The organism is Nonomuraea sp. JJY05, from assembly GCF_043496855.1.
Taxonomy (GTDB): Bacteria; Actinomycetota; Actinomycetes; order Streptosporangiales; family Streptosporangiaceae; genus Nonomuraea.
Window position 1 is genome coordinate 90051 of record NZ_JBIEIS010000018.1, and the last position, 22081, is coordinate 112131.

20 protein-coding genes are annotated in these 22081 nt (G+C 71.8%); 6 read left to right on the forward strand and 14 right to left on the reverse strand.

The window, feature by feature from the left end; genetic code table 11:
* Positions 1-68: 68 nt before the first annotated feature.
* The 5 genes from speB to ACFKCF_RS28115 all read right to left on the reverse strand — a co-directional run bounded on the left by speB (position 69) and on the right by ACFKCF_RS28115 (position 5443).
* Positions 69-1082, reverse strand: coding sequence for an agmatinase (gene speB / locus ACFKCF_RS28095; protein WP_394498123.1), 1014 nt, complete (start codon positions 1080-1082; stop codon positions 69-71).
* 25 nt (positions 1083-1107) lie between these two features.
* On the reverse strand, positions 1108-2178 hold the full coding sequence (cobT, locus tag ACFKCF_RS28100) for a nicotinate-nucleotide--dimethylbenzimidazole phosphoribosyltransferase (protein WP_394498125.1): 1071 nt from the start codon (positions 2176-2178) through the stop codon (positions 1108-1110).
* A 13-nt stretch (positions 2179-2191) separates the two neighbouring features.
* Positions 2192-3037, reverse strand: a complete 846-nt coding sequence (locus ACFKCF_RS28105; RefSeq protein WP_394498126.1) for a sirohydrochlorin chelatase — start codon at positions 3035-3037, stop codon at positions 2192-2194.
* 70 nt (positions 3038-3107) lie between these two features.
* On the reverse strand, positions 3108-4283 hold the full coding sequence (locus ACFKCF_RS28110) for a precorrin-6Y C5,15-methyltransferase (decarboxylating) subunit CbiT (protein WP_394498128.1): 1176 nt from the start codon (positions 4281-4283) through the stop codon (positions 3108-3110).
* Positions 4284-4363: 80 nt separating this feature from the next.
* Positions 4364-5443, reverse strand: coding sequence for a GNAT family N-acetyltransferase (locus ACFKCF_RS28115; RefSeq protein WP_394498129.1), 1080 nt, complete (start codon positions 5441-5443; stop codon positions 4364-4366).
* 76 nt (positions 5444-5519) lie between these two features.
* On the opposite strand from ACFKCF_RS28115, the gene ACFKCF_RS28120 reads away from it, so the two are divergent.
* Together ACFKCF_RS28120 and ACFKCF_RS28125 are read left to right on the forward strand one after the other, a co-directional pair.
* Positions 5520-5930 carry a DUF2795 domain-containing protein gene (locus ACFKCF_RS28120; RefSeq protein ID WP_394498130.1) on the forward strand — a complete coding sequence of 137 codons (411 nt, stop codon included), beginning with the start codon at positions 5520-5522 and terminating at the stop codon, positions 5928-5930.
* 3 nt (positions 5931-5933) lie between these two features.
* Positions 5934-6950, forward strand: a complete 1017-nt coding sequence (locus tag ACFKCF_RS28125; RefSeq protein ID WP_394498132.1) for a Vms1/Ankzf1 family peptidyl-tRNA hydrolase — start codon at positions 5934-5936, stop codon at positions 6948-6950.
* On the opposite strand, the gene ACFKCF_RS28130 is transcribed toward ACFKCF_RS28125, so the two are convergent.
* The 3 genes from ACFKCF_RS28130 to ACFKCF_RS28140 are packed head-to-tail and all read right to left on the reverse strand — an operon-like array spanning position 6940 to position 9603.
* Complete coding sequence (locus ACFKCF_RS28130; RefSeq protein WP_394498133.1) at positions 6940-7497, reverse strand: lactate utilization protein C; 558 nt, start codon at positions 7495-7497, stop codon at positions 6940-6942. The two genes, ACFKCF_RS28125 and ACFKCF_RS28130, sit on opposite strands and share 11 nt — an antisense overlap.
* Complete coding sequence (locus tag ACFKCF_RS28135; RefSeq protein WP_394498135.1) at positions 7484-8875, reverse strand: lactate utilization protein B; 1392 nt, start codon at positions 8873-8875, stop codon at positions 7484-7486. Before ACFKCF_RS28135 ends, ACFKCF_RS28130 begins: the two co-directional genes overlap by 14 nt.
* Positions 8872-9603, reverse strand: coding sequence for a (Fe-S)-binding protein (locus ACFKCF_RS28140; RefSeq protein WP_394498136.1), 732 nt, complete (start codon positions 9601-9603; stop codon positions 8872-8874). Before ACFKCF_RS28140 ends, ACFKCF_RS28135 begins: the two co-directional genes overlap by 4 nt.
* 85 nt (positions 9604-9688) lie before the next feature.
* Here ACFKCF_RS28140 and ACFKCF_RS28145 point away from each other — a divergent pair, with 85 nt between their 5' ends.
* A complete protein-coding gene (locus ACFKCF_RS28145) occupies positions 9689-10390 on the forward strand; it encodes a FadR/GntR family transcriptional regulator (RefSeq protein WP_394498138.1) in 702 nt (233 codons plus the stop codon).
* Here the strand turns inward: ACFKCF_RS28145 and ACFKCF_RS28150 are convergent.
* Positions 10384-11790: a sulfatase gene (locus ACFKCF_RS28150; RefSeq protein WP_394498140.1), complete on the reverse strand. Its 1407-nt coding sequence runs from the start codon at positions 11788-11790 to the stop codon at positions 10384-10386. The genes ACFKCF_RS28145 and ACFKCF_RS28150 overlap by 7 nt on opposite strands.
* 105 nt (positions 11791-11895) lie before the next feature.
* On the opposite strand from ACFKCF_RS28150, the gene ACFKCF_RS28155 reads away from it, so the two are divergent.
* Positions 11896-12897, forward strand: coding sequence for an LLM class F420-dependent oxidoreductase (locus ACFKCF_RS28155; protein WP_394498142.1), 1002 nt, complete (start codon positions 11896-11898; stop codon positions 12895-12897).
* 13 nt (positions 12898-12910) lie between these two features.
* Here ACFKCF_RS28155 and ACFKCF_RS28160 read toward each other — a convergent pair whose 3' ends face one another.
* Together ACFKCF_RS28160 and ACFKCF_RS28165 are read right to left on the reverse strand one after the other, a co-directional pair.
* Positions 12911-13636 carry a DUF4328 domain-containing protein gene (locus ACFKCF_RS28160; RefSeq protein ID WP_394498143.1) on the reverse strand — a complete coding sequence of 242 codons (726 nt, stop codon included), beginning with the start codon at positions 13634-13636 and terminating at the stop codon, positions 12911-12913.
* 46 nt (positions 13637-13682) lie between these two features.
* Positions 13683-14330, reverse strand: a complete 648-nt coding sequence (locus tag ACFKCF_RS28165) for a response regulator transcription factor (protein WP_364839169.1) — start codon at positions 14328-14330, stop codon at positions 13683-13685.
* A gap of 92 nt (positions 14331-14422) precedes the next feature.
* On the opposite strand from ACFKCF_RS28165, the gene ACFKCF_RS28170 reads away from it, so the two are divergent.
* Together ACFKCF_RS28170 and ACFKCF_RS28175 are read left to right on the forward strand one after the other, a co-directional pair.
* Positions 14423-15115 (forward strand): ABC transporter ATP-binding protein, encoded by a 693-nt coding sequence (locus ACFKCF_RS28170; protein WP_394498144.1) that lies wholly within the window; start codon positions 14423-14425, stop codon positions 15113-15115.
* Complete coding sequence (locus tag ACFKCF_RS28175) at positions 15112-17058, forward strand: FtsX-like permease family protein (protein WP_394498146.1); 1947 nt, start codon at positions 15112-15114, stop codon at positions 17056-17058. Before ACFKCF_RS28170 ends, ACFKCF_RS28175 begins: the two co-directional genes overlap by 4 nt.
* Positions 17059-17295: 237 nt before the next feature.
* On the opposite strand, the gene ACFKCF_RS28180 is transcribed toward ACFKCF_RS28175, so the two are convergent.
* The 3 genes from ACFKCF_RS28180 to ACFKCF_RS28190 all read right to left on the reverse strand — a co-directional run bounded on the left by ACFKCF_RS28180 (position 17296) and on the right by ACFKCF_RS28190 (position 22047).
* Positions 17296-20955, reverse strand: a complete 3660-nt coding sequence (locus ACFKCF_RS28180) for a DNA polymerase III subunit alpha (protein ID WP_394498321.1) — start codon at positions 20953-20955, stop codon at positions 17296-17298.
* Complete coding sequence (locus tag ACFKCF_RS28185) at positions 20955-21221, reverse strand: DUF6504 family protein (RefSeq protein ID WP_185067348.1); 267 nt, start codon at positions 21219-21221, stop codon at positions 20955-20957. The genes ACFKCF_RS28180 and ACFKCF_RS28185 overlap by 1 nt, the downstream gene beginning before the upstream one ends.
* Positions 21222-21300: 79 nt before the next feature.
* Positions 21301-22047 carry a GntR family transcriptional regulator gene (locus tag ACFKCF_RS28190; RefSeq protein WP_394498148.1) on the reverse strand — a complete coding sequence of 249 codons (747 nt, stop codon included), beginning with the start codon at positions 22045-22047 and terminating at the stop codon, positions 21301-21303.
* Positions 22048-22081: the final 34 nt, after the last annotated feature.

Genomic DNA, 22081 nt, shown 5'->3' on the forward strand with positions numbered 1-22081 from the left:
CGTTCGCGAAGGTTCTGTGTTAGGACGTAAACCTACCGGCTCCGGAAGCGTCATTTGCTGCGGCCGGGTCAACGACCGTCGAGAAGGGGCTGCCGCGGGTCCCAGCGAGGCCCGCCCTGAGCATCCTTCCGGCGTCTGGCCATCGCTGAAAGCGCTTCAAGGATAACCCGGTTTCCCAGGTAGGCGGTGATGTCCGCGTGATCGTACGGCGGCGCCACCTCGACCACCTCCATTCCGGCCACGGGCAGTTCATAACAGATGCGGCGAACCGCATCGAGCAGCTGCCTGGCGGTCAGTCCCCCAGGTTCGGGCGTGCCGGTGCCGGGAGCGTGGCCGGGGTCGCAGACGTCGATGTCGACGGACAGGAAGATCTGGTCGCACTCGTCGAGCGCGATCGCGAACGACTCCGTCAGGCACTCTTCCAGCCCACGGGCCACGATCTCCGTCATTTCATAGGAACGCATGTTCTGGGCGGCCATCCAGCCCAGCGTCTCCGGCTCGGGCCAGTAGCCGCGCAGCCCGATCTGCAGGAACCTGTCGCCCCGGATGGCCCCCGACTCGATGAGCCGCCGCATCGGCTGGCCGTGCCCGTAGAGGTGGCCGAACGCGATGTTCCCGGTGTCGGCGTGCGCGTCGAAGTGGATCATCGACGTACGGCCGGGCGCGTACGCCCTCGCGGTGCCGCGGGCGTCGGGCAGCGCCACCGTGTGATCGCCCCCGAGCACCAGCGGGATCGCCCCGGAGGCGGCCACGCGGTGCACCGCCTCCTCGATCGCGGCCAGCGAGCCCTCGACGTCGCCCGAGTAGCACTCGACGTCACCGGCGTCCAGCACCCGCAGGTCGCGCAGTGCGTCCACGCGCAGCGCCAGGCTGGGCCTGGAGCCGTCGTGCGGCAGGTAGCAGGCCTGGCGCAGCGCCATCGGCCCGAACCTGGCGCCGGGGCGGTTGCTGGTGCCTCCGTCGAAGGGGGCGCCGACGATCACCACGTCGGCATCCTCGTAGGAAGCCGGATCGTTGACATCGCAACGGTCTACGCCCAGGAACGTGATGTCAGGACCGAACATGGGGCCGTAACGGGACACCGCTCACCTCCAGTGTCCTCCATCATCACACGGTCTTTTCGGTCACTCCCGCCGAATCGAACGTCGCGACGTCGTGCATCACCCGTACGGCCGCGCAGACCACCGGGTGCGCCAGCAGCCCGCCCGTGCCCTCCCCCAGCCGCAGCTCCAGGTCCACCAGCGGGCGCAGCCCGAGGTGGGTGAGCGCGGCGGTGTGGCCGGGCTCGGCCGAGCGGTGGCCGGCGACGCAGTGGTCGATCGCGGCCGGGTCCAGCGCGGCGGCCACGAGGGCGGCGGCGCCGGCGATCACACCGTCGAGGATCACCGGCACGCGGGCCGCGGCGCCGCCCAGGATGAAGCCCGCGATGGCCGCGTGCTCGAACCCGCCGACCGCGGCCAGGGCGCGCAGCGCGTCGCTGGGCGTGGTCAGGGCGCCCGACAGGCCGTTCGTGCGCAGGGCCTCGCGGACGATGCCCACCTTGCGGTCGAACGTCTCGTCGTCGATCCCGGTGCCCCTGCCGGTCACCTCGGCCGGGTCGCAGCCGGCGAAGACGGCGATCAGGGCGGCGGAGGCGGTGGTGTTCGCGATGCCCATGTCGCCGGTGATCAGGCACCGGGCCCCCGACGCCACCAGGTCACGCGCCACGCCGATGCCCGCCTCCAGCGCCCTGACCGCCTGGTCGACGCTCATCGCGGGGCCTTCGGACAGGTCGGCGGTGCCGTACCCGATCTTGCGGTCGACCAGGTTGGGCGCGTCGGGCAGGTCGGCGGCGACGCCCACGTCCACGACCGTCACGGACACGCCGGCCTGGGCGGCGAAGGCGTTGGCGACCGCGCCGCCGGACAGGAAGTTGGCCACCATCTGCACCGTGACCTCCTGCGGCCACGGGGTGACGCCGCGCGCGTGCACGCCGTGGTCGGCGGCGAAGATGGCCAGCGCCGCGGGCTCGGGCATGGGCGGCGGGGTGACGCCGGCGGCGCCCGCCAGGCGTACCGCGATCTCCTCGAGCGCGCCGAGCGAGCCCCGGGGCTTGGTGAGGCGGTCCTGGTACGCGCGGGCCTCGGCGATGGCTCGAGGATCCGCGGGACGGATCGCGGCGAGCGTCTCAGCGAGCACGGCAAACCTCCACTTACGGGACGAGTTGGAGCGCTTCCTCATATCGGTCGATCACGACGTCGGCCAGGGTCTCACAGTCGCCGATCACCTCGGCGCATCGGATGTCGAGATCGGGGTGTCCCGCGCCGTACGCCAGCGCCTGGGCCCACACGCGCTCCAGCAGGCCGCCCGCGAACAGCAGGTACGGCACCACGATCACGCGCTTGGCCCCGAGCCGGCGGCAGCGCTCGAGCCCGCCGGGCACCCCTGGCGGGGTGACCGACACGAACGCGGTCTCGACGGTCATGAAGTCGTAGGCGTGCGTCTCCCAGAACAGCCGGGAGACCCGGTGGATCTCGGCGTTGGCGGTCGCGTCCGTCGAGCCCTCGCCGACCAGCACGACCGCCGTCTCGCCCGGCTCGACGTGCACGGGATGGTCCTCGACGGGCAGGGAGTCGACCGCGCGGAGCCGGGGCCTGGCGCCCACCAGCTCCAGGGCGCGCGGCTTGGAGATCTCGGTGGCGGCCTCGTTCAGCCGCTCGGCCAGCAGCCCCAGCACGCGCGGGTCGGGGCCGAGGGGACGGCCGTAGTCGTACATGAGCGTCGGATGCCGCTTCTGCTCCAGCTCCATCGCGGCCGGGAACTCCTCGCTCATCCTGCTGAGGCTCATCGGCAGCGCCACGAGCCGGTGGTGCCCCTTGGCGACCAGGGAGGCGACGGAGTCGCTCAGCCGCGGCGAGGCACGTTCCAGGTAGCCGCCGGACACGTCGGCGCCCGTCTGGTCCAGGCGGCAACGCAGCCGATGTACGAACCTGCCGAACTCCGCGGCGTAGGCGTCATCCTGTGAGCCCTGCCCGATCAGCAGGAGCGGCGGCTTCATTGTGAGGGAATCTCCGGTGCGTTAGACAAAGACACGCGAGGATAACCGATGCGCCCCGGTAGGGAACAGGTCACGCTGTGTGCGCGGGTGTCGCATGCACGACGAACACGGGGTCGGAGGCGGTCAGACGGTGTGAGCCGTCGGGCTCGAGGGTCAGTCTGGAGGCCAGGATCTGGGCGCCCTCGCCGCGGTAGCCGTGCTCGCGCAGCCGTTCGAGCACGGCCGTGACCTGCTCGACCTTCCTGAGCGAGCACACCAGCGTCCGCGGGCCGCGGGCGGCGCAGGCCACCACCACGTCAGGGCCGCCGCCGCCCACGTAGACGGCGTCGGGGTCGGGCAGCGGCTCCAGCGCGGGCGGCGCCTGCCCCCTGGTCAGAGCCACTTTGACGCCGTGCTTGAGCACGTTGGCGCGCAGCCGGGCGCAGGACTCCTCCTCGCGCTCCACGGCCACGACGGCGGCGCCCATCCGCGCGCACTCGACGGCGATCTCGCCCTCGCCCGCGCCCACGTCCCAGACCAGGTCGCCGAGCCGCGGGCCCAGCTTGGCCAGGATGAACGCCCGCACCTCCGGCGGCAGCGCCCTCTCGAACGGCAGCGCCCACTCTGCCGGGCCCGGCTGCGCGCCAGCCACCCAGCCCGGCTCCTTGGGCTGGTGCAATGGGTCGACGACGAGGACCACGTCGGGGTCCTTCCACGGCCTCGTCGTGGCCTCGCCCATGCGGCTGTGCGTGACCCGCTCGTCCGGCCCGCCGAGGTCCTCGCAGACGATCAGCGCGCGGGGCGTGGTCGGCGCCAGCTCCCTGGCGATCTCCCCCGGGCCGACGCCCGGCGCGACCAGCAGCGCCACCTTGGGATGGGCGCGGCAGGCGTTCACGACCCGGTCGATCTGGCTCGGGCCGGACGGGGCCACGACCAGCGCGTCCTCCCAGTTGAGCCCGGCACAGGCGAAGGCGCGGGTGATCAGCGAGATCGCCGGCACCACCTCCGGTTTGAGGCCATGGGCCCGCAACGTGCGGACAACGCCGAAGAATCCGGGATCGCCCTCGGCGATCACGACCGCGGGGCCTTCTCCGTGTTCGAGGTGATCGTCCAGAACCTCGAGCAGCGCGCCGTCGGCCGCGGTCGGCGCGGAGAGCCTGAGCTGCCCGAGAACGGCGTCGGGGCCCACGACGAGCCTCGCCTCGCGGAGCTTGTTCACCGCCTTGGCCGAGAACTCGTGCCCGTCCCACCCGACCACCGTGATCATCACGCCTCACCGTCCTCACCTCAAGGGTGACGGCTGCGCTCCGGTTTCACAAAGGGTACGAAGGTCAGTCCGGTGTGCCCTCAGGCCAGGTCGGACGGGATGAGGCTGTAAACGATCACGTCCTGGCCGCCCAGCGAGGACCTGGCGACGCCCTCGCGGACGAAGCCCGCCTTCTCCGCCACCCGCTGGGAGGCCGTGTTCGTCGCAAGAGCCCGCAATTGCAGCCTTCTGAAGCCCTGCCGCTCGAACAGCCAGCGCGCGATCGCCACCACGGCCTCACCCGCGTACCCGTTGCCGCGGGCCCACGGCGCGGTCATGTAGCCGATCTCGGCCGACCTGTGAGCCCAGTCGACGTCCCGCAGGTCCACGTTCACGGCGAACCGCCCGGTGTCCCGCTCCACGACCGTCCAGGTGATGCCCCCGCCTCTCATCCGGATCCGTTCGGCCGTGCCGACGGACGCCCGCGCGTGCTCCTGCGAGTAGTCGCGCGGATAGCCCGTCATGGCCTGGGTGACCGGGTCGGCGACGGTGGCGGCCAGGTCGGGCGCGTCCTCGGCGGAGGGCTGGCGCAGCAGCAGCCGCTGGGTACGCAGCTCCGTCCTGGGCAAGGCGTCGGCCGGCCGGCGGCGGTCGTAGGACAGCAGGCCGAAGATGACCAGGTCGTGGGGCCCGTCCTCGTCCAGCACCGCGTCGCGCAGCAGGCCCTCCCAGGTGAAGCCGGCTTTCAGCGCCACGCGGAGCGAGGCGAGGTTGCCCAGCTTGGCGGTCAGGTCGACCCGGCGCAGCCCGACGGTCTCGAACGCCCAGCTCACCAGCCCGCGCACGGCCTCGGTGGCGAAGCCGCGGCCCCGGTAGAGGGGGTGGACGCCGTATCCGACCTCGGTCGTCCCCGCGGTCCACGAGGTCTTGAACAGGCTGATCGCGCCCACGATGACGCCCTCGGCGTCGACCATGGCCAGGTGCAGGCCCTGCCCCGAGCGGCGCAGCTCGTGCACCCCGATCGACAGCCACCGGGGGATGCCGGAGGTCTTCTCGGGGGCACCGGGCGGGAGGAATCGCACGCCGGACCGCACGATCGTGCGGATCCTGGCGGAGTCCTTGAGGCTGAACGGCCGCAGTGTCAGCCGTTCCGTGGCGATGCTCACGTCAGCGTCGAACACGTCGGCAGGGTACACACTCGCGATGTTTGCCCACGAAAGCGGGGGTAGGGGCGCAATTGGGAGGAGTGAGGTGACTATGGAGCAACGTGGGAGCGACAAGCACGGTCCTCGGCTGGACGACCAGCAGAAGCACGAGACCGAGGGCATGGTACGCGGCGGCGGAACGACGCACGCCGAGGAGTGGAAGGAGCCCGAGGCCATGCCGGCGCCCGGCGAGGAGTCGTCGAAGTCGTACCCCCCGGGACACGAGCCCGGCACTCCGTCCGGCATCACGCCGCAGGGCGTCGATATCCGCAGCGACCTCGCGAAATGGTTGAGCGACGCACATTGGCCCGCAGGCCACGACGATCTGGTGCGGCACGCCGACAGCGCGGGCGCGCCGGACCGGGTGGTGGACATGGTGCGATCCCTCCCGGACCGCCAGTACCGGAACGTGGCCGACGTGGCCAAGGCGCTCGGTCTCGGAGTGGAGAAGCGGAGGTGGTGAACGGTGCGGCTCGACTTCATCCGCCCGCTGTACGAGCGGCACGGCCCGTACGCGTCCGTCTACCTGGGCGCCTACACCGGGCAGGAACGTGAGGCCCACTGGCGCGGCGTACGGGACCCGCTCGAGAAGGACGGGGCCGACAAGGCCACCCTGGAGGCCCTCGACGAGGAGGCCCAGCTGCCGGTGGCCGGGCGGGCGATGTTCGCCGCCCACGGCGACGTGGTGCTGGCCGGCTCGCTCCCGAGGCCGCCGGGGGAACTGGGCAGGTGGTCGCCGCTGCCGCACGTCACGCCCATGCTCATGTACCGCGGTGAGAACATCCCGCACATCCGGGTCATCGTGGATCACGCGGGGGCGGAGCTGACGGTGTTCGGCGGCGGGTCGCCGCGCAGGGCCGTCGTGCAGGCGGAGGACTGGCCGCTGCAGAAGACCGCGCAGGGCGGCTGGTCGCAGAAGCGGTACGAGCGGGCGGTGGACGAGACCTGGGAGAAGAACGCCGTCGCCGTCGCGCACGAGATCGACGAGCAGGTACGCCGCATCAGCCCGGAGCTCATCCTGGTCGCCGGCGAGCCGAAGTCGCGCTCGTACCTGCTGCACCACCTCAACACCAAGTCCGCGGACCGGGTGATGATGGTCGAGCATGGCAGCCGCGCCGACCACGGGCAGTTCGAGGAGGACGTGGAGCGGGCGCTCGACCAGTGGCTCGACCGCAAGCGCGCGGAGCTGATGGAACGGCACCAGGAGAGGTCCGGGCCCACAGGGGTGGCCCGCGTGGCGCACGCGCTGCGTGAGGGCCGCGCACAGGCGATCCTCGTGCCCGGCGAGCTGCCGCGGGAGATCTGGATCGGCCAGGGCGGCACCCAGCTGGCCACCGACCCGCAGGAGCTGCGGCGCTGGGGCGTCGACGAGCCCGTCAAGGAGCGCGCGGACTCCGCCCTGACCAGGGCCGCCGCGATGACGGACGCGGAGCTGTGGTTCTGCGACGGCGTCTCCGACGTGGCGGCCGTGCTCAGGTACTGATGATCACCTCGAGGGTCCTGGGGCCGTGCACGCCCTCGACCCGGTTCAGCTCGATGTCGCTGGTGGCCGAGGGGCCGCTGATCCAGGTGAGCGGGCGCGCGGGGTCGAGCCTGGCGATCGCCTCGGGGACTCCGGCCACGATCTGGTCGGCCCGCACCACGCACAGGTGGTAGTCGGGGACCAGCGTCTGGGCGCGTGTGCCCTGGCCGGGGCCGTGGTCGAGCACGATCGTGCCGGTCTCCGCGATGGCCACCGCGCAGGACGTGATCACGCCGTCGGCCGTGTCGAGGTCGCCCCAGCCGCCTTCCCGGTCGAAGCCGTCCGGGACGATCATGCGGCGCCCCGCGACGATCTCGTCGATCTCGGCGGGCACCTCGGCCGCCGCGAGCACGTGCACGATGGCCCGGTAGTCGTCCACCCGCTCGGCGAACAGCCCCACGATGTCCTCGACCTGCGGAGCCGTCCGGTAGTGGCGGGGGATCTCGACGTCCTCCGCCCCCGCTACGGCCTTGCCGATCCTGGCGAGGATCTCCTCACGCGCGCTCATTCCGCTCCCACCAGTCTCTGAAGGATTCTTCCGGAATATCGGGTATGTCCCTGGTGTCCGTCCAGGCCGACATCGGCCCCGGCAGGCGCTTCGGTAGGAGCCCGCGCAGGCGGGTCGCCGCCCGCTGGGCCTTGGCCAGGCGTTCGTGGTCGTTGAGGATCCAGCCCGCGACCTTCATCCCGGCCCGCTCGGCCGCCGCGTGCGGGGCCTTGGCGCGCAGGTCGACCAGGACCTCGGGGATGTCGATGGCGACCGGGCAGGCCTCGTAGCAGGCGCCGCACAGGCTGGAGGCGTACGGCAGCGAGGCGTCCAGGTCCGACGACATGCCCCGCAGTTGCGGGGTAAGGATCGCGCCGATCGGGCCCGGGTAGACCGAGCCGTACGCGTGGCCGCCCGCGCGCTCGTACACCGGGCACACGTTCAGGCAGGCCGAGCAGCGGATGCAGCGCAGCGCCTGGCGGCCCACCTCGTCGGCGAGCACGTCCGTGCGGCCGTTGTCCAGCAGCACCAGGTGGAAGTCCTGGCCCTCGACGGCGCCCGTCCACATGCTCGTGTAGGGATTCATCCGCTCACCCGTGGAGCTTCTCGGCAGCAACTGGAGGAACACCTCCAGATCCCGCCAGGAGGGCAGGAGCTTCTCGATCCCGACGACGCTGATGAGCGTCTCCGGGAGCGTCAGGCACATGCGGCCGTTGCCCTCCGACTCCAGCACCACGAGCGTGCCGGTCTCGGCGATCATGAAGTTGGCGCCGGAGATCGCGACCTTGCTCTTGAGGAAGCGTTCGCGCAGGTGGAGCCGGGCCGCCTCGGCCAGGGCGGGCGGGTCGTCGGTCAGGTTCGGCGGGACCTTGGGCATCTTCTCCAGGAAGATCTCGCGGATCTCCGACCGGTTGCGGTGGATGGCCGGGACCAGGATGTGGCTGGGGAAGTCGTCGCCGAGCTGGACGATCAGCTCGGCGAGGTCCGTCTCGTACGCGGTGATGCCCTGCGCGGCCAGCGCCTGGTTGAGCTCGATCTCCTGGGTGGCCATCGACTTGACCTTGACCACCTCGGTCTCGCCGGTGGCCTTGACCAGGCCCGCGACGATGGCGTTGGCCTCGGCGGCGTCCCTGGCCCAGTGGACGGTGCCGCCCGCCCGGGTCACGGCCGCTTCGAGCTGGACCAGGTAGCGGTCGAGGTTGCGGAGGGTGTGGTCCTTGATCGCCTTGCCGGCCGCGCGGAGCTCCTGCCAGTCGGGGAGCTCGCCGACGACGTTCGCGCGCTTGCCGCGGATCGTGTGCGTGGCTTTGCGCAGGTTGTAGCGAAGCTGCGAGTCCTGTACGGCTTTTGCAGCATTTTTCGGGAAATTGCCGGGCATGCCGAGGAAAGTCGCGCTCACTGGTTCTCCTCCGTCGATGCGAGGATCTCGGCCAGGTGCATCGTCCTGACGCCGGTCTTCTGGCGGCTCAGCGTTCCGCCGATGTGCATCAGGCACGAGTTGTCCGCCGCGCAGAGCACTTCCGCCCCGGTGTCCAGGATGTTGCGGGTCTTGTCGGCGCCCATGGCCGCGGAGACGGCCGCGTTCTTGACCGCGAACGTGCCGCCGAAGCCGCAGCACTCCTCGGCTCCCGGCAGGGGGACCAACTCCAGGCCGCGGACGTTCCGCAGCAGCCTGGTGGGCCGGTCGCCCAGGTGGAGGCCGCGCAGCGAGTGGCACGTCGGGTGATATGTCACCCGGTGCGGGAAATATGCGCCTACGTCTTCTACCTTCAGGACGTCCAGCAGGAACTCGGACAGCTCGTACACCTTCGGCGCCACCTCCGCGATGGCCGCCGCCCCCTTGCTGCCCGGCCTGGCCAGCTTCGGGTACTGCTCGCGCACCATGGCCGCGCACGACCCCGATGGCGCCACGACGGCGTCGTACCCGGCGAACACCTCGGTGAAGTGGCGGGCCAGCCGCACGCCCTCCTCGCGGTAGCCGGTGTTGACGTGCATCTGGCCGCAGCACGTCTGCGCGGCGGGGAAGTCCACGTCGCAGCCGAGCCTGCGCAGGAGCGACACGACGGCCTTGCCGGTGCCGGGGAAGAGCGTGTCGTTCACGCACGTGATGAACAGGGCGACTCGCACGGCTCTCCTTCCACGATATGGTCCGACCACAGTATGGTCAGACCATATCGAACCACATCCTTTCCGGCCACTATGAGGGGGTCCGTTGGACGGCAGCGGCTGGCGTCCCGTCAAGCGAACGCGGACGTTCGAGGACGTTCTCGCACAGATCGAGCGGCGCATCGCCGAGGACGGCCTCACCGTGGGCGACCGGCTGCCCGCCGAGCGCCAACTGGCCGAGCAGCTCGGCGTCAGCCGCTCGTCGGTACGCGAGGCCATGCGCGTGCTGGAGACCCTCGGCGTGGTGTCCTCGCAGGTGGGCCGAGGGCCGGACGCGGGGGCCGTACTCACCTCGCGCCCCGACACGGCGCTGACCGACCTGCTCAGGCTGCACCTCGGCCTGGCCAGCCTGGAGATGCGCGAGGTCATCGACACCCGGCACATGATCGAGCAGTGGGCCGCCGCCCACGCCGCCGCCGCGCGGGCCGACACCTCCGCGCTCGCCGCCGCCCTTTCCGGGATGGACCAGGCGAAGAGCGCCGAGGAGTTCGTGGAGCACGACACCGCCTTCCACTGCGCGATCGCGGACGCGTCGGGCAACCGGCTCATCGCCGCCATCATGCGGTCGCTACGCGACTCGATGCGGAGATACTCGGTCGAAGCGGTGCAGCGCCTGGGCGACACGTCGACCCTGCGCGCCGACCACGTACGCATTCTCGACGCCATCGACCGGGGCGATGCGGACGAGGCCACCCGGGCCGTCTCCGACCACCTGGCGCACGCCTACCCCTCGCTGTTCGATCACTGACGGAGATCGGCCTGCCGGCACGTGGCGCCCGAGCAGGCCACCATCGCGTCCAGCCGCTGCCGCAACCCGTCGAGCAGCGCGGGATCGGCCGTCGCGGCCAGGTTGCGCAGCTCGTACGGGTCCGCGCGCAGGTCGTAGAGCTGGGTCTCCCCCGTCGCGTACCGGACGTACTTGTACTGATCCGTACGCAAGGCGCGATAGGGCGGCACCGGCGTCTGCGCGGCCGACGACTGGTCCAACGGCCTGGCGAACTCGACCAGCACGTTGCGCCGCCACACCGCCGGCGGCTTGCCCTTCAGCAGGGGCACCAGCGACCGCCCCTCCGCGAACGGCGGCGGCGTGGCCCCGCCCAGCTCGGCGAACGTCGTCGCCAGGTCGACCGACGAGCTCAGCCGGCTGACCGTGGCGCTCGCCTTGATGCCGGGGCCGCGCACGATGAGCGGGACCCTGATGGCCTCCTCGAACGGGGTGGTCTTGCCCTGCTTGAGCCGGTGCGTGCCGAGATGGAAGCCGTTGTCCGAGGTGAAGAAGATGTAGGTGTTGTCCAGCTGGCCGGTCCGCCGGAGCTCGTCCACCACGGCGCCGACGAGGTCGTCCACACCGAGCATGGACCGCATCCTGGCGCGGTAGCGCTCGTCGACCTGGTCGATGGTCGCCCCGTCCAGGCTGGGCCGCTCACGCAGCCACTCCGGCTCCGCGCTCACGTCCTCCTGGTTGAACGACGGAGTCCGCGGCGCGGTCGCGCCCGCGAACGCGTTCGCGTGCCGGACGGCCGGGTTGGCCGGGTTGTGCGGGCCGATCGGCGCCAGGTACAGGAAGAACGGCTCGCCCTTCGAGCCGGCGATGAACTCGCGGGCCTTGCCGGCCAGCACGTCCGACAGGTAGGCGCGCTCGGAGAAGCCGTAGTCGGACAGGGAGCCGTTCTCGTTGAGCCGGTAGTCGTACTCCTCGTAGAGGCGCCGGGTGGGCACGTCCCACTCGTCCCAGCCGGGCGGCACGAACGTCTCCTCGGCCGACCCGCCCGGGTAGTGGTTGAGATATTTGCCCATCAGCGCCGTGCGGTAGCCGGCCTGCTTCATCCAGGTGCCGATCGTGGAACGTTCCAGATCGCCGGTATGAAAGCGGTCGAATCCTCCCTCCGGCGGCGTGTTCGTCCACACACCATGGCTGTGGACGTACTGGGAGCGCAAGATCGACGATCTCGACGGGCAGCACCAGGAGTTCGTCACGAAGTACCGGTCGAACGAGGCGCCCTGCTGCACGAGTTGCCGGGTGATATTGGGAAAGTGCGGCAACGTCCCGGATTCGAGGTCGTCGGCCATCACGAGCACGATGTTCGGCCGGGACTCACCCTCGGCCACCGTGGGCCCTGCCGCCAGCACCAGTAGCAGCAAGCACACGAGTCGACACAGACCGTTGAGCACAGGGTCTGAATACCCCGGAATATCCGCCATTGACACTCACGGCTGTCCCAGCCGTAATAGAACTTAATTCCGGAGGTGGATATGAAGCTCGGCCTGAACCTGGGCTACTGGCAGCGCAACGCCGACGACGCGACCGAATCCGTGCTGGCGGCCGAGCGGCTCGGCTATGACTCGGTGTGGACCGCCGAGGCGTACGGCAGCGACGTCTTCACGCCGCTGGCCTGGTACGGAGCGCGTACGAGCCGCATCAAGCTGGGCACCTCGATCGCCCAGATCTCCGCCAGACCGCCCGTCACGACGGCGATGACCGCCATGACCCTCGACCACCTCACCGGCGGCCGGCTGCTGCTCGGCGTGGGCGCCTCGGGCCCGCAGGTGGTGGAGGGCTGGTACGGCCAGCCGTTCGCCAAGCCGCTGGCCAGGACGCGCGAGTACGTCGAGATCATGCGCAAGGTGTGGCGCCGCGAGGAGCCGGTCACCAGCGACGGCCCGCACTACCCGCTCCCCCTGGCGGACGGCCTGGGCAAACCCCTCAAGCTCATCACGCATCCGCTCCGTGCGGACATCCCCGTCTATCTCGGTGCGGAGGGCCCCAAGAACGTCGCCCTGGCCGCCGAGGTGGCCCAGGGCTGGCTGCCGCTGTTCGCGTTCCCCTCCAAGATCGAGGAGATGTACGGCGAGTCGCTCGCGGGCGCTCCCCCGGGCTTCGACGTGGCCGCGATGGTGATGGTCGTCATCTCGGACGACGTGCGGGCGGCGCTGGACGGCGTGAAGATGATGCTCACGCTGTACATCGGCGGCATGGGCGCCCGGCAGCGCAACTTCCACGCCGACATCATCGGCCGCATGGGGTTCGCGGAGGCCGCCGAGCGCATCCAGGCGCTCTACCTGGCAGGCCGCAAGGACGAGGCGTTCCAGGCGATCCCGGACGAGCTGGCCGACGGCATCTCGCTCGTCGGACCGCCCGGGCGGATCAAGGAACGCCTGGAGCTCTGGCACAAGAGCCCCGTCACGAGCCTGCTGGTCATGGGCCCGCGCGACGAGCCCTCGCTGAAGCTCATCCGCGACCTGGTGCTCGGCTGACCCCTCCCCCGCGCTAACCCGTACGGCCGATCGGGGTGGAGCCCGGCGCCGGTTGGGGCGGCTGGGGCGAGAACGCGTGAACCGTGCCGGGCTCGGCGGCACGGGGCACGCGGGCGGCCCGCTGGAGGCGCGTCAGCTCGCGTACGGTCCCCGCGCACAGCAGGGCCGCCAGCGCCGAGCAGAGCAGCTCGGGCACGCCCACGCCCGTCAGGTCGCCGGCCGACGAGTCGAGGGGGAGCCGGATCGTGACCAGCGCCAGCATGGCCAGCCAGCTCAGCCACCACCCGGTCAGCAGCGCCAGCCACCTCACTCTGCGGCCCGCGGGCGGCCTGGTGCCGCGCCACACCTCGTCCACGAGCACGACGGGCGCCACCAGGTTGTAGCCGGGGATCAGCCAGGCGGCCGCCACGGGGCCGGAGACGGCCGAGCGGTCGTTGGCCTGCCTGGCACGTACCAACCACGTCACGTAAGCGGCCGCCGCCGCGATCGAGGTGCCCGCCACCAGCATCATCAGCACCGCGAACACCGTCACCGCGCCCACCACGGCCTCGGCGTCGGCTCCCTGCGGGCGGCCGCCGAACGCGGCGAGCTGGGCGGCGAGGTGGCGCCCGCGGGAGTGTTCGAAGATCACAAGGGCGCCGAGGGAGAGAACCTGGGCGGCAAGCGTCACATGTACGGCAGAGGCGGCTCTCGTCGGTGGTGTCTGGTCATAGCGCACGTTGTTCTCCCCCCGGGCCATGCGCTGAGGTTCTGATTCACTTGTATCCCGGGAGCCCCGCTGTTAATCAGCTCACCACGCCGGATTCCCACGCCCAAGCTGCGATTTCGACTCGATTTCTGACACCGAGCTTGGCGAAGATACTGCCCAGGTGCGTCTTGACCGTCGAGAGCGACACGAACAGCTCGGCGGCCACCTCCTGGTTGGTCCGGCCCCTGGCTATCAGGCGCACGACGTCCAGCTCGCGATCGGTCAGCGGGTCGTTCATGTGGGGCACGGTCCGCCGGGGCTGGGCCAGGTGCTGCAGCAGCCGTACGGTCACCGAGGGTGACACGAGCGCGTCGCCCGCCGCGGCCGCCCTGACCGCCTCGATCAGCAGGGTGGGCCCGCTGTCCTTGAGCAGGAAGCCGGTCGCGCCGGAGCGCAGCGCTCCGTACACGTACTCGTCCAGGTCGAACGTCGTGACGATGACCACCCGCAGCGGGTTCTCCACCCCCGGCCCGGCCAGCGCCCGGGTCACCTCGATCCCGTCGAGCTTCGGCATCCGGATGTCGAGCAGGCACACGTCCGGCCTGAGCCGCCTGGCCTCCGACACCGCCTCCGCGCCGTCGGCCACGGCGGCGACGACCTCCATGTCCGGTTGAGCGTCCAAAATCATCTGGAAGCCGGTTCGTACCAGTTGCTGGTCGTCGGCGATGAGAACCCGAATAGTCACGGCCTCAACTCTAAGGATCGGCCGTTCGGCCGAGGCGGAAATGGTCGCACGGCCGATCCGCCGCACCCCCGCCCGCCGTGATTCTTTACGGCATGAACGACGTGCTTGTTGGACGAACCCTGACCAAGAGGTTCGGGCAGACGGTCGCCCTGGGCGGCGTGGACATCACGGTACGGGCGGGCGAAGCCGTGGCGATCATGGGGCCGAGCGGTTCCGGCAAGTCGACGCTGCTGCACTGCCTGGCCGGGATCATGAAGCCGGACGCCGGGGAGGTGCACCTGCTCGGCCAGCGCATCGACGCGATGGGCGAGCGGGAGCGCAGCGCGCTGCGCCGCACCCGCTTCGGCTTCGTCTTCCAGTTCGGCCAGCTCCTGCCGGAGCTGCCCGCCGAGGAGAACGTGGCGCTCCCGCTCATGCTGGGCGGGGTGCCGAGGATCCAGGCGGTACGCCAGGCGCGCGAGTGGTTCGCGCCCCTCGGCCTGCACTCCATGGAGGCCCGGCGGCCCGGTGAGCTGTCCGGCGGGCAGGCCCAGCGGGTGGCCATCGCCAGGGCGCTGGTCACCAAGCCGGCCGTGGTGTTCGCCGACGAGCCCACGGGGGCGCTCGACCAGCAGACCGGGCAGGACACGATGCGGCTGCTCGTCGAGGCGACCAGGCACAACGACGCCTCGCTGATCGTCGTCACCCACGACCCGAACGTGGCCGGCTGGTGCGACCGCACGGTCGAGGTCCGCGACGGCCAGCTCCTCGCTGCCTCGCCCCAGATGGGCGGGGCACGCGCGTGAACCTCGACCTGACCTGGCGGCTGCTCAAGGGCGGCGGCCGCAAGGGGATGCTGGGCACCTGGCTCACGCTGGGCGCCGTCGCCGTGTCCACGGCGCTGCTGCTGTTCGCCGTGGCCGCGAACTTCGCCTTCGAGGCCAGGGGCGAGCGCGGCGCCTGGCGCAACCCGGTCCCCGCCAAGGGGGACGCGGTCGCCGTCGAGGCGGCCCGCTACGACTTCGTCGGCGACCAGGCGATCACCGTCATCGACCTGGCCGCGCTCAAGGCCGGGGCACCCGCGCCGCCCGGAATGCCGCGCTTCCCCGCCCCGGGCGAGGTGTGGCTGTCGCCGGCGCTGGCCGAGCTGGCCAGGACGCTTCCGGCCGATCAGCTCGCCAAGCGTTATCCCGGCCCCAAGGGCGTACTGGGCGACGAGGCGCTGGTCCACCCCGGCGAGCTGGTCGCGGTCATCGGCCACGAGCCGGATGCGCCCGCGATGACGGCCGCGCGCAGCGACGACTGGGTCATCGGCAAGGGCCCGGCCCGGGTGGCCGACCTCGCGGGCACGCCGTCGGAGGACTCCGAGGCCTACCGCGCGCTCACGCTCGTCGCGAGCGTGCTCATGGTGGTGCCGCTGCTGGTGTTCGGCGGCGCGGCGGCCAGGCTCACGGTCGCCCGGCGCGACCAGCGGCTGGCCGCGCTGAGGCTGGTGGGCGCGACGCCGGGCCAGGTGATCCGGATGACCGTGGGCGAGGCGGTGATCGTCGCGCTGGCGGGCGCGCTGCTCGGCGCCGTCGGCTACGCGCTCGCCGCGCCGCTGCTGGCCCGCATCCCGATCGCGGGCGGCGCGTGGTTCGTCTCCGACCTCTTCCCCTCCCCGCTGATCCTGGCCGCGATGCTGGTCGCGGTGCCGCTGCTGGTGGGCCTGTCCGCGGTCGCGGGGCTGCGGCGGGTCGTGGTGAGCCCGCTCGGGGTGGCCAAACGCGAGACGCCGCCCGGCATGAAGTTCGTCCGGGTCGTCGCCCTGCTGGCGGTGCTGGCCGCGTTCCCGATGCTGACCAGGGGGACCAGCATCGCGATCGTGGCGGTGGCGCTCGGGCTGGCGTTCCTGTGCATCAACCTGGCCGGCCCGTGGGTGGTCGGCGTCATCGGCCGCGTCACCGCCAGGAGCGCCCGGGCGCCCGCGCGGCTGCTGGCGGGCCGCCGGCTGGTCGACGATCCGCGCTCCGCCTGGCGTACGGTGAGCGGCGTCGCCCTGACCGGCTTCGTGGCGGGCTTCCTCGGGCTGCTCAGCCCTGGCGTGTTCGCCGGCGACCAGGAGCCCCCGCAGCTGCGGGTCTCCGCGCCCGCCGCCCAGGCGACGACCGTCGCCGGCCAGGCTCGCGACCGGCTGCGGGCGGCCGGGGTCAGCGCGACGGTGAAGGTCACGGGGCGCTCCTCCGATCGGGTCGTGACCGCCGCCCTGGGCAGCTCCGCCGACCCGGCCACGATCGACCGCGCCCGCACCGCGCTCGCCGGGCTCGTCCCCGGGCGCACCCCCACGACGGGGGACGACGACCGGCGGTTCGGCCTGCAGCTCCTGGCCGACGTCCGGGTGGGCACGATCGTGGTGCTGTCGGTGTCGTTCCTGGTGGCCATCGCCAGCTCGGGCATCACGGCCGCGTCGTCGGTGCTGGACCGGCGGCAGGCGTACGGGCTGATGCGGCTGGCGGGGACGCCGCTGGAGGTCCTCGACCGGGCACGTCGCGCGGAGACGCTCATCCCGCTGTCGGTGATGGGCGGCGGGGCGATCCTGGTGGGGGCGTTCTGCGCGGTGCCGTTCATGATCGGGGCGGTGAACGTGGTGGGCGTGGTCACGCTGGTGGGCTGTGTCGCCGTCGGCTTCGCCGGCGTGGTCGCCGCAGGCGCCCTGAGCCGCCCCCTGCTCCGCTCGGTCACCGCCGACCCGGCCCCCCGCCCGGACTGACCCACCCCCCTCGCGGACCCGGCGCGCTCCTGACGCTCACGCGCTGCTCACCACCGCAACGCCCGCGCCGCCCGCCAGGCCGAGTGGGGCACGCGGTGGGCCCGGGCGCGGCGGGCTCGGGCGCGGTGGGCTCGGGCGCGGTGGGCTCGGGCGCGGTGGGCTCGGGCGCGGTGGACAACGGGTGTATCGCAGGGCCGACGCCACGGCGGCCGGGGCAGGGGCCGGGAGAAGGGGTGGTCAGGCGGCGGTGGGGCCGGAGCTGCCCGGGCTGGCGTGCCAGAGCTGCCGGGGCGGGTCGGTGACGGCGGGGCCGAGGTCGGAGTAGGGCGAGAGGCGGAAGCCGTTGGCGTACTCGATCTTGCGGCCCCCCACCCCCGCGACCTGCTCCGGCGCCTGCGCGAGGACGGCGCGGACCGCCTCGATGCCCTCCGCGCGCCAGAGCCGGTCGAGGTCCACGAGGTCCCAGCAGGCCACCGCGCGCATCGACACCGCCCGCGTCCCCGTGCGCCTGACCACTCCCCTGGCCAGCATGAGCCACGAGCCGAACACCGTGGCCGCGCACCGCCCCTGCACCGACTCGAAGAACGTCAGGTCGATCGGCCCCGTCGAGTCGTCGAGCGTGGTGAAGATGACCCGCTGCCCCGAGCGCACCGCCGGCGTCTGGGTCGCCACCTTGACCCCCGCGACCAGCACCGTCGCCCCGTTGCGCTGCTTCAGGAGATCTCTGGAACGTACCACTCCGAGCGCGTCGAGCAGCTCGTCGTAGAAGCTGATCACGTGGCGGCTGATGTCGATGCCGAGGATCTCCAGCTCGGCCTCGACCATCTCCGTCTCCGTCATCTCCGGCAGCTCCCCCGGCGGCAAATGCTCGGTGAAGCCCAGCGGGAGCTGCACCGAGGGCGGTTCCGCCACGCGGGCGGGACGCGAGGTGTAGCGCTGGGAGGCGCGCGGGCCCGACCGCACGCCGATCGACGAGCCCCGTTCGAGGGCCCCCACCTGGGCGATCAGGTCGCGCCGGGTCAGCACGCCCGGACGCCAGCGGGGCCCGCCCGGGTGCAGGTCGTGGAGCGCGTCCAGCCCGCCGACCTGGACGATCCGCTCGATGGTCGGCCGCGAGGGCCGGGCGCGGTCCCAGAAATCGGCCAGCGACGTGTACGGCTGCCCGGTGACCATGCGTTCGACCTCGGCCTCGCTCACCCCCTTGACCGCCGAGAACGGCACCCGCAACGCGTATCCCTTGCCGATCTCCCCGACCTTGAACTCCCTGCGCACCGGGGAAGGGGCGCCCTCCAGCGCGGCGGGACGCACCCGCAGCCCCAGCCGCTCCACCCGCCAGTCCTTGCCCGACTTGTTGATGTCGAGCGGCAGGATCTTGACCCCGCACTGCCTGGCCTCGTCGATGATGACGCGCGGCGGGTACATGCCCGGCTCGTGCGTGAGCACCCCGGCGAAGAACGCCGCCGCGTGGTGCCGCTTGAGCCAGGCCGACTGGTACGTGGGCAGCGCGAACGCCGCCGCGTGCGCCTTGCAGAACCCGAAGGCCCCGAACGCGTCCAGCACCTGCCAGGCCCGCTCGACGGCCGCGTCGTCGAACCCGTTGGCCCTGGCCATGGGCACGAACGTCTTGCGCACCCGCTCCCGCCCCTCGGACGTGTCCAGCGTGCGCCGCAGCTTCTCGGCGAACGACAGGTCCCGCCCCGTCATCACCTCGATGATCCTGAGCACCTGCTCGTGGAACACCACGACGCCGTGCGTCTCCTTCAGCGCCTCCCGCAGCCGCTCGTGCGGGTAGTACGGCTGCCGCCACCCGTGCCTGGCCTCCAGGTAGGGGGTGACCATGTCGGAGTTGACCGGGCCCGGCCTGAACAGCGAGATGTCCACGATCAGGTCGTGGAGGGTGCGCGGCTCCAGCTTGGCGACCAGCTCGCGCTGCCCCGGCGACTCGATCTGGAAGCAGCCGAGGGTGCGGCTGGCGCAGATCATGTCGTAGGTGTCCTGGTCGTCGTGGGGCACGTACTGGATGGCGGCGTCGTCGCCGCGCTGGGTGTCCAGTGCGACCACGACGTCGTCCACCCGCTTGATCTCGCTCAGCGCGTACGCCATCGCGGACTGCATCCGCACGCCCAGCACGTCGAGCTTGAGCAGCCCGGCCTCCTCCACGTCGTCCTTGTCGAACTGCGACATCGGGAACTCCAGCAGGCTGCGCTCCACCGGCGTCCTGTCGTGCAGGCCCGCGTTGCCGATCAGCACGCCGCACGGGTGCATCGCGATGTGCCTGGGCAGCCCGTCGAGCCTCTCCGCCAGCCGGAACACCCGGTCGAGTCCCGCCTCGCCGAGCCGGCTGTCGCGCAGCTCGGGCAGGTCGTGCAGGGACGCGGTGATCTGCTTGGCCCTGATGTGCGGGAACGCCTTGGCGATGGCGTCGATCTCGTGCGGCGGCAGGCCCATCGCCCCGGCGACGTCGCGGATGGCGCTGCGCGCCCGGTAGGTCTCCATCATGGACACGCAGGCCACGCGGGCCTCGCCGTACCGCTCGAAGATGGCCTTGTAGCAGTCGAGGCGGCGGGCCGACTCCACGTCCACGTCGATGTCGGGCAGCCCGATGCGGCCCTCCGACAGGAAGCGCTCCATGAGCAGGGCGTGGTCGAGGGGGTTCACCTCGCCGATGCCGATGAGGTAGTTGACCAGGCTGCCCGCGCCCGAGCCGCGGATGGCGCAGCGGATGCCCATGCCGCGGATCATGTCCGTGATGCCGGCCACGGCGATGAAATATCCGGACAGGCGCTTGCGCTCGATGATGGCCATCTCGTCCTGGAGGCGCCGCCTGGCGTCGCCCGAGCGGTCGAGGCCGCGCGAGATCAGCCCGTCCTCCACCCGGTGGCGCAGCAGCGGCACCGGGTCGCGGCCGATCTCGGGCAGGTGCAGGTTGGGCGGGTCGCTCCGCAGCGCGAGCAGCTCCTCCGGCTCCATCGCGCACGCCTCGGCCAGCCGCCTGGTCGTGAACAGCAGCCGCGACACCCGTTCCTGGTCCGCCCCGCAGACCTTGTTGGCCACCTGCCGCATCTCCTTGGTGCCCTTGAGGTAGGCGTGGGAGGTGGTGCGGTCGAGGTGGCGCGGGTGCAGCGGGACGAGCTGGCGGGCCGCGTCGAGCACGTCGCCGACCTGGTGGTCGACCGGGTCGAGGTAGCGCACCGCGTTGGTCAGCACGGCCGGCACGCCCATGGACTCGGCCAGCCCGAGCATGCGCACGGCCGTGGTGGCGTCGCGGTAGCCGTACTGGTCGACCAGCTCGATCACCACACCGGGCACCGCGGCGCGCCAGAGGCCGAGCAGCATCCTGGCGTGCTCGTCGCGCCGCTCGGCCACCGCGCGGCCCACGTCGGACCTGGGGCCGAGCAGCACCACGAGGCCGTCCTCGGCGCCGAACCCGTGGTCGCCGCCGTATCCGTCGTCGCGCCCGCCGGCCCACTCCCCGATCAGCTCGCGGGTCACCTTGGGCGCGCCGCGCTCGCCCGCGTAATGCGCGGCCGTGACCAGGCGGGACAGGCGCGACCAGCCCTTGGCGCGGGCCAGCACCGTGACGCGGTCCTCGGCGTCCGGCCCGGTCTTGGGGGCGGGCGGGCGGCGGCGCCCGGGCAGGTCCAGCCCGGGCACCCCGAACCCCGGCAGCGGGGGCAGGGCGTCGAGCGCCAGGTTGACGCCGAAGACCGCGGAGATCCTGGCCGCCGCGCACGCGTGGGCGTGCTTGATCGCGCCGTAGAGCCCGTCGCGGTCGGTCAGGGCGAGGACGTCCATCCCGTGCTCGACCGCCCGGCTCACCAGCGCCCACGGGAAGGCCGTGCCGTAGCGCATGGAGTACGCGGAGCACACGTTGAGGTGCGGGAACGGCGCCGCCATCAGTCCCACGCCCTCAGCAGCAACCAGGCGTTGCCGGCGGTGTCGTACCGCAACTCGTACGAGCCCACCTCACGCCCGGGGCTGGCCTCCACCCGCCAGAACTTGCGCTCACCGGGATCACCCTCGCTGGTCTTCCACCACTCGCGTGCGACCACCCAGTGGTCGAGGACCCGGCGGACGAGATAGAGCCGGTCTCGCCAGACGAACTGGGTCGGCTCCCCGTCCCGGGTCCACACCTCTATCGGATCGCCATAGAGTCTGCTCAAGACGCTTCTCCCCGCGGCTCTGGTCGTTATGCTGAGCCACCCGGGGGAAGGCGGGCGCTTATATGTCGAACATATGTTCTCAGCGCCCCGAGCGCAAGTCGCCGGCCTGTCTCACGAGAGGGTTGGCGCCGATCGAGTTGCGGATGCTGAAGGCCACGCTGCCCGCCCGGTAGCGGTCGTCCGAGGACTCCACCGGACGGCCCTCGTGCGTGGTCGTGACCCGGCGCTGGCGCAGGAGCGGGCTTCCCCTGCGGACCCCCAGCAGGCGGGCGTCCTCGGCGCCGGCCGACACCGCGTCGATGAGGTGCTCGCCGTAGGCGAACACGAGGCCGATCGAGTCGTACAGGGCCTCGGTGACGGACTCGCAGTCGGCCGGGATCCCCTCGACGGCGGCGGCCACCCACCCGGCGTACACGGTGCGCTCCAGCAGGACGGGCTCATCCTCCAGCGAGCGCAGCCGCAGCACCTCCAGGACCTCGCCGGGGCCGAGCCTGGCCGACTCGGCGGCGCTCGCGGGCCTGCGGCGCTGGCTGATCACCTGGCCGCCGAAGCGGTAGCCGTTCGCGCGCGCCCACTGCGCGAAGCTGTGCAGTTCGGCGAAGCTCTGGCTGCGCGCCCTGCCGAGCACGATGCGCCTGGCCCCCTGCCGGGAGCCGACCAGGCCCTCGGCGGCGAGCACGGCCACCGCCTGGCGCACGGTGCCACGGGCCGCCCGGTAGCGTTCGGCCAGCTCAGCCTCGCTCCGGAGCTGCGAACCGACCGGGAGGGCACCGGAGACGATCTCGTTCCGAAGATCATCGGCGATCAGTTCATAGCGGGCAACCATCAGCGACCCTTCCCATTCATGAAAGAGCAACATT

Excerpts from the sequence above, each read along its gene's own strand:
- ACFKCF_RS28105 (WP_394498126.1), bottom strand. The coding sequence starts at position 3,037 with ATGAAGCCGCCGCTCCTGCTGATCGGGCAGGGCTCACAGGATGACGCC.
- ACFKCF_RS28110 (WP_394498128.1), bottom strand. The coding sequence starts at position 4,283 with ATGATCACGGTGGTCGGGTGGGACGGGCACGAGTTCTCGGCCAAGGCG.
- ACFKCF_RS28120 (WP_394498130.1), top strand. The coding sequence starts at position 5,520 with ATGGAGCAACGTGGGAGCGACAAGCACGGTCCTCGGCTGGACGACCAG.
- ACFKCF_RS28130 (WP_394498133.1), bottom strand. The coding sequence starts at position 7,497 with ATGAGCGCGCGTGAGGAGATCCTCGCCAGGATCGGCAAGGCCGTAGCG.
- ACFKCF_RS28155 (WP_394498142.1), top strand. The coding sequence starts at position 11,896 with ATGAAGCTCGGCCTGAACCTGGGCTACTGGCAGCGCAACGCCGACGAC.
- ACFKCF_RS28160 (WP_394498143.1), bottom strand. The coding sequence starts at position 13,636 with ATGGCCCGGGGGGAGAACAACGTGCGCTATGACCAGACACCACCGACG.
- ACFKCF_RS28170 (WP_394498144.1), top strand. The coding sequence starts at position 14,423 with ATGAACGACGTGCTTGTTGGACGAACCCTGACCAAGAGGTTCGGGCAG.
- ACFKCF_RS28180 (WP_394498321.1), bottom strand. The coding sequence starts at position 20,955 with ATGGCGGCGCCGTTCCCGCACCTCAACGTGTGCTCCGCGTACTCCATG.
- ACFKCF_RS28190 (WP_394498148.1), bottom strand. The coding sequence starts at position 22,047 with ATGGTTGCCCGCTATGAACTGATCGCCGATGATCTTCGGAACGAGATC.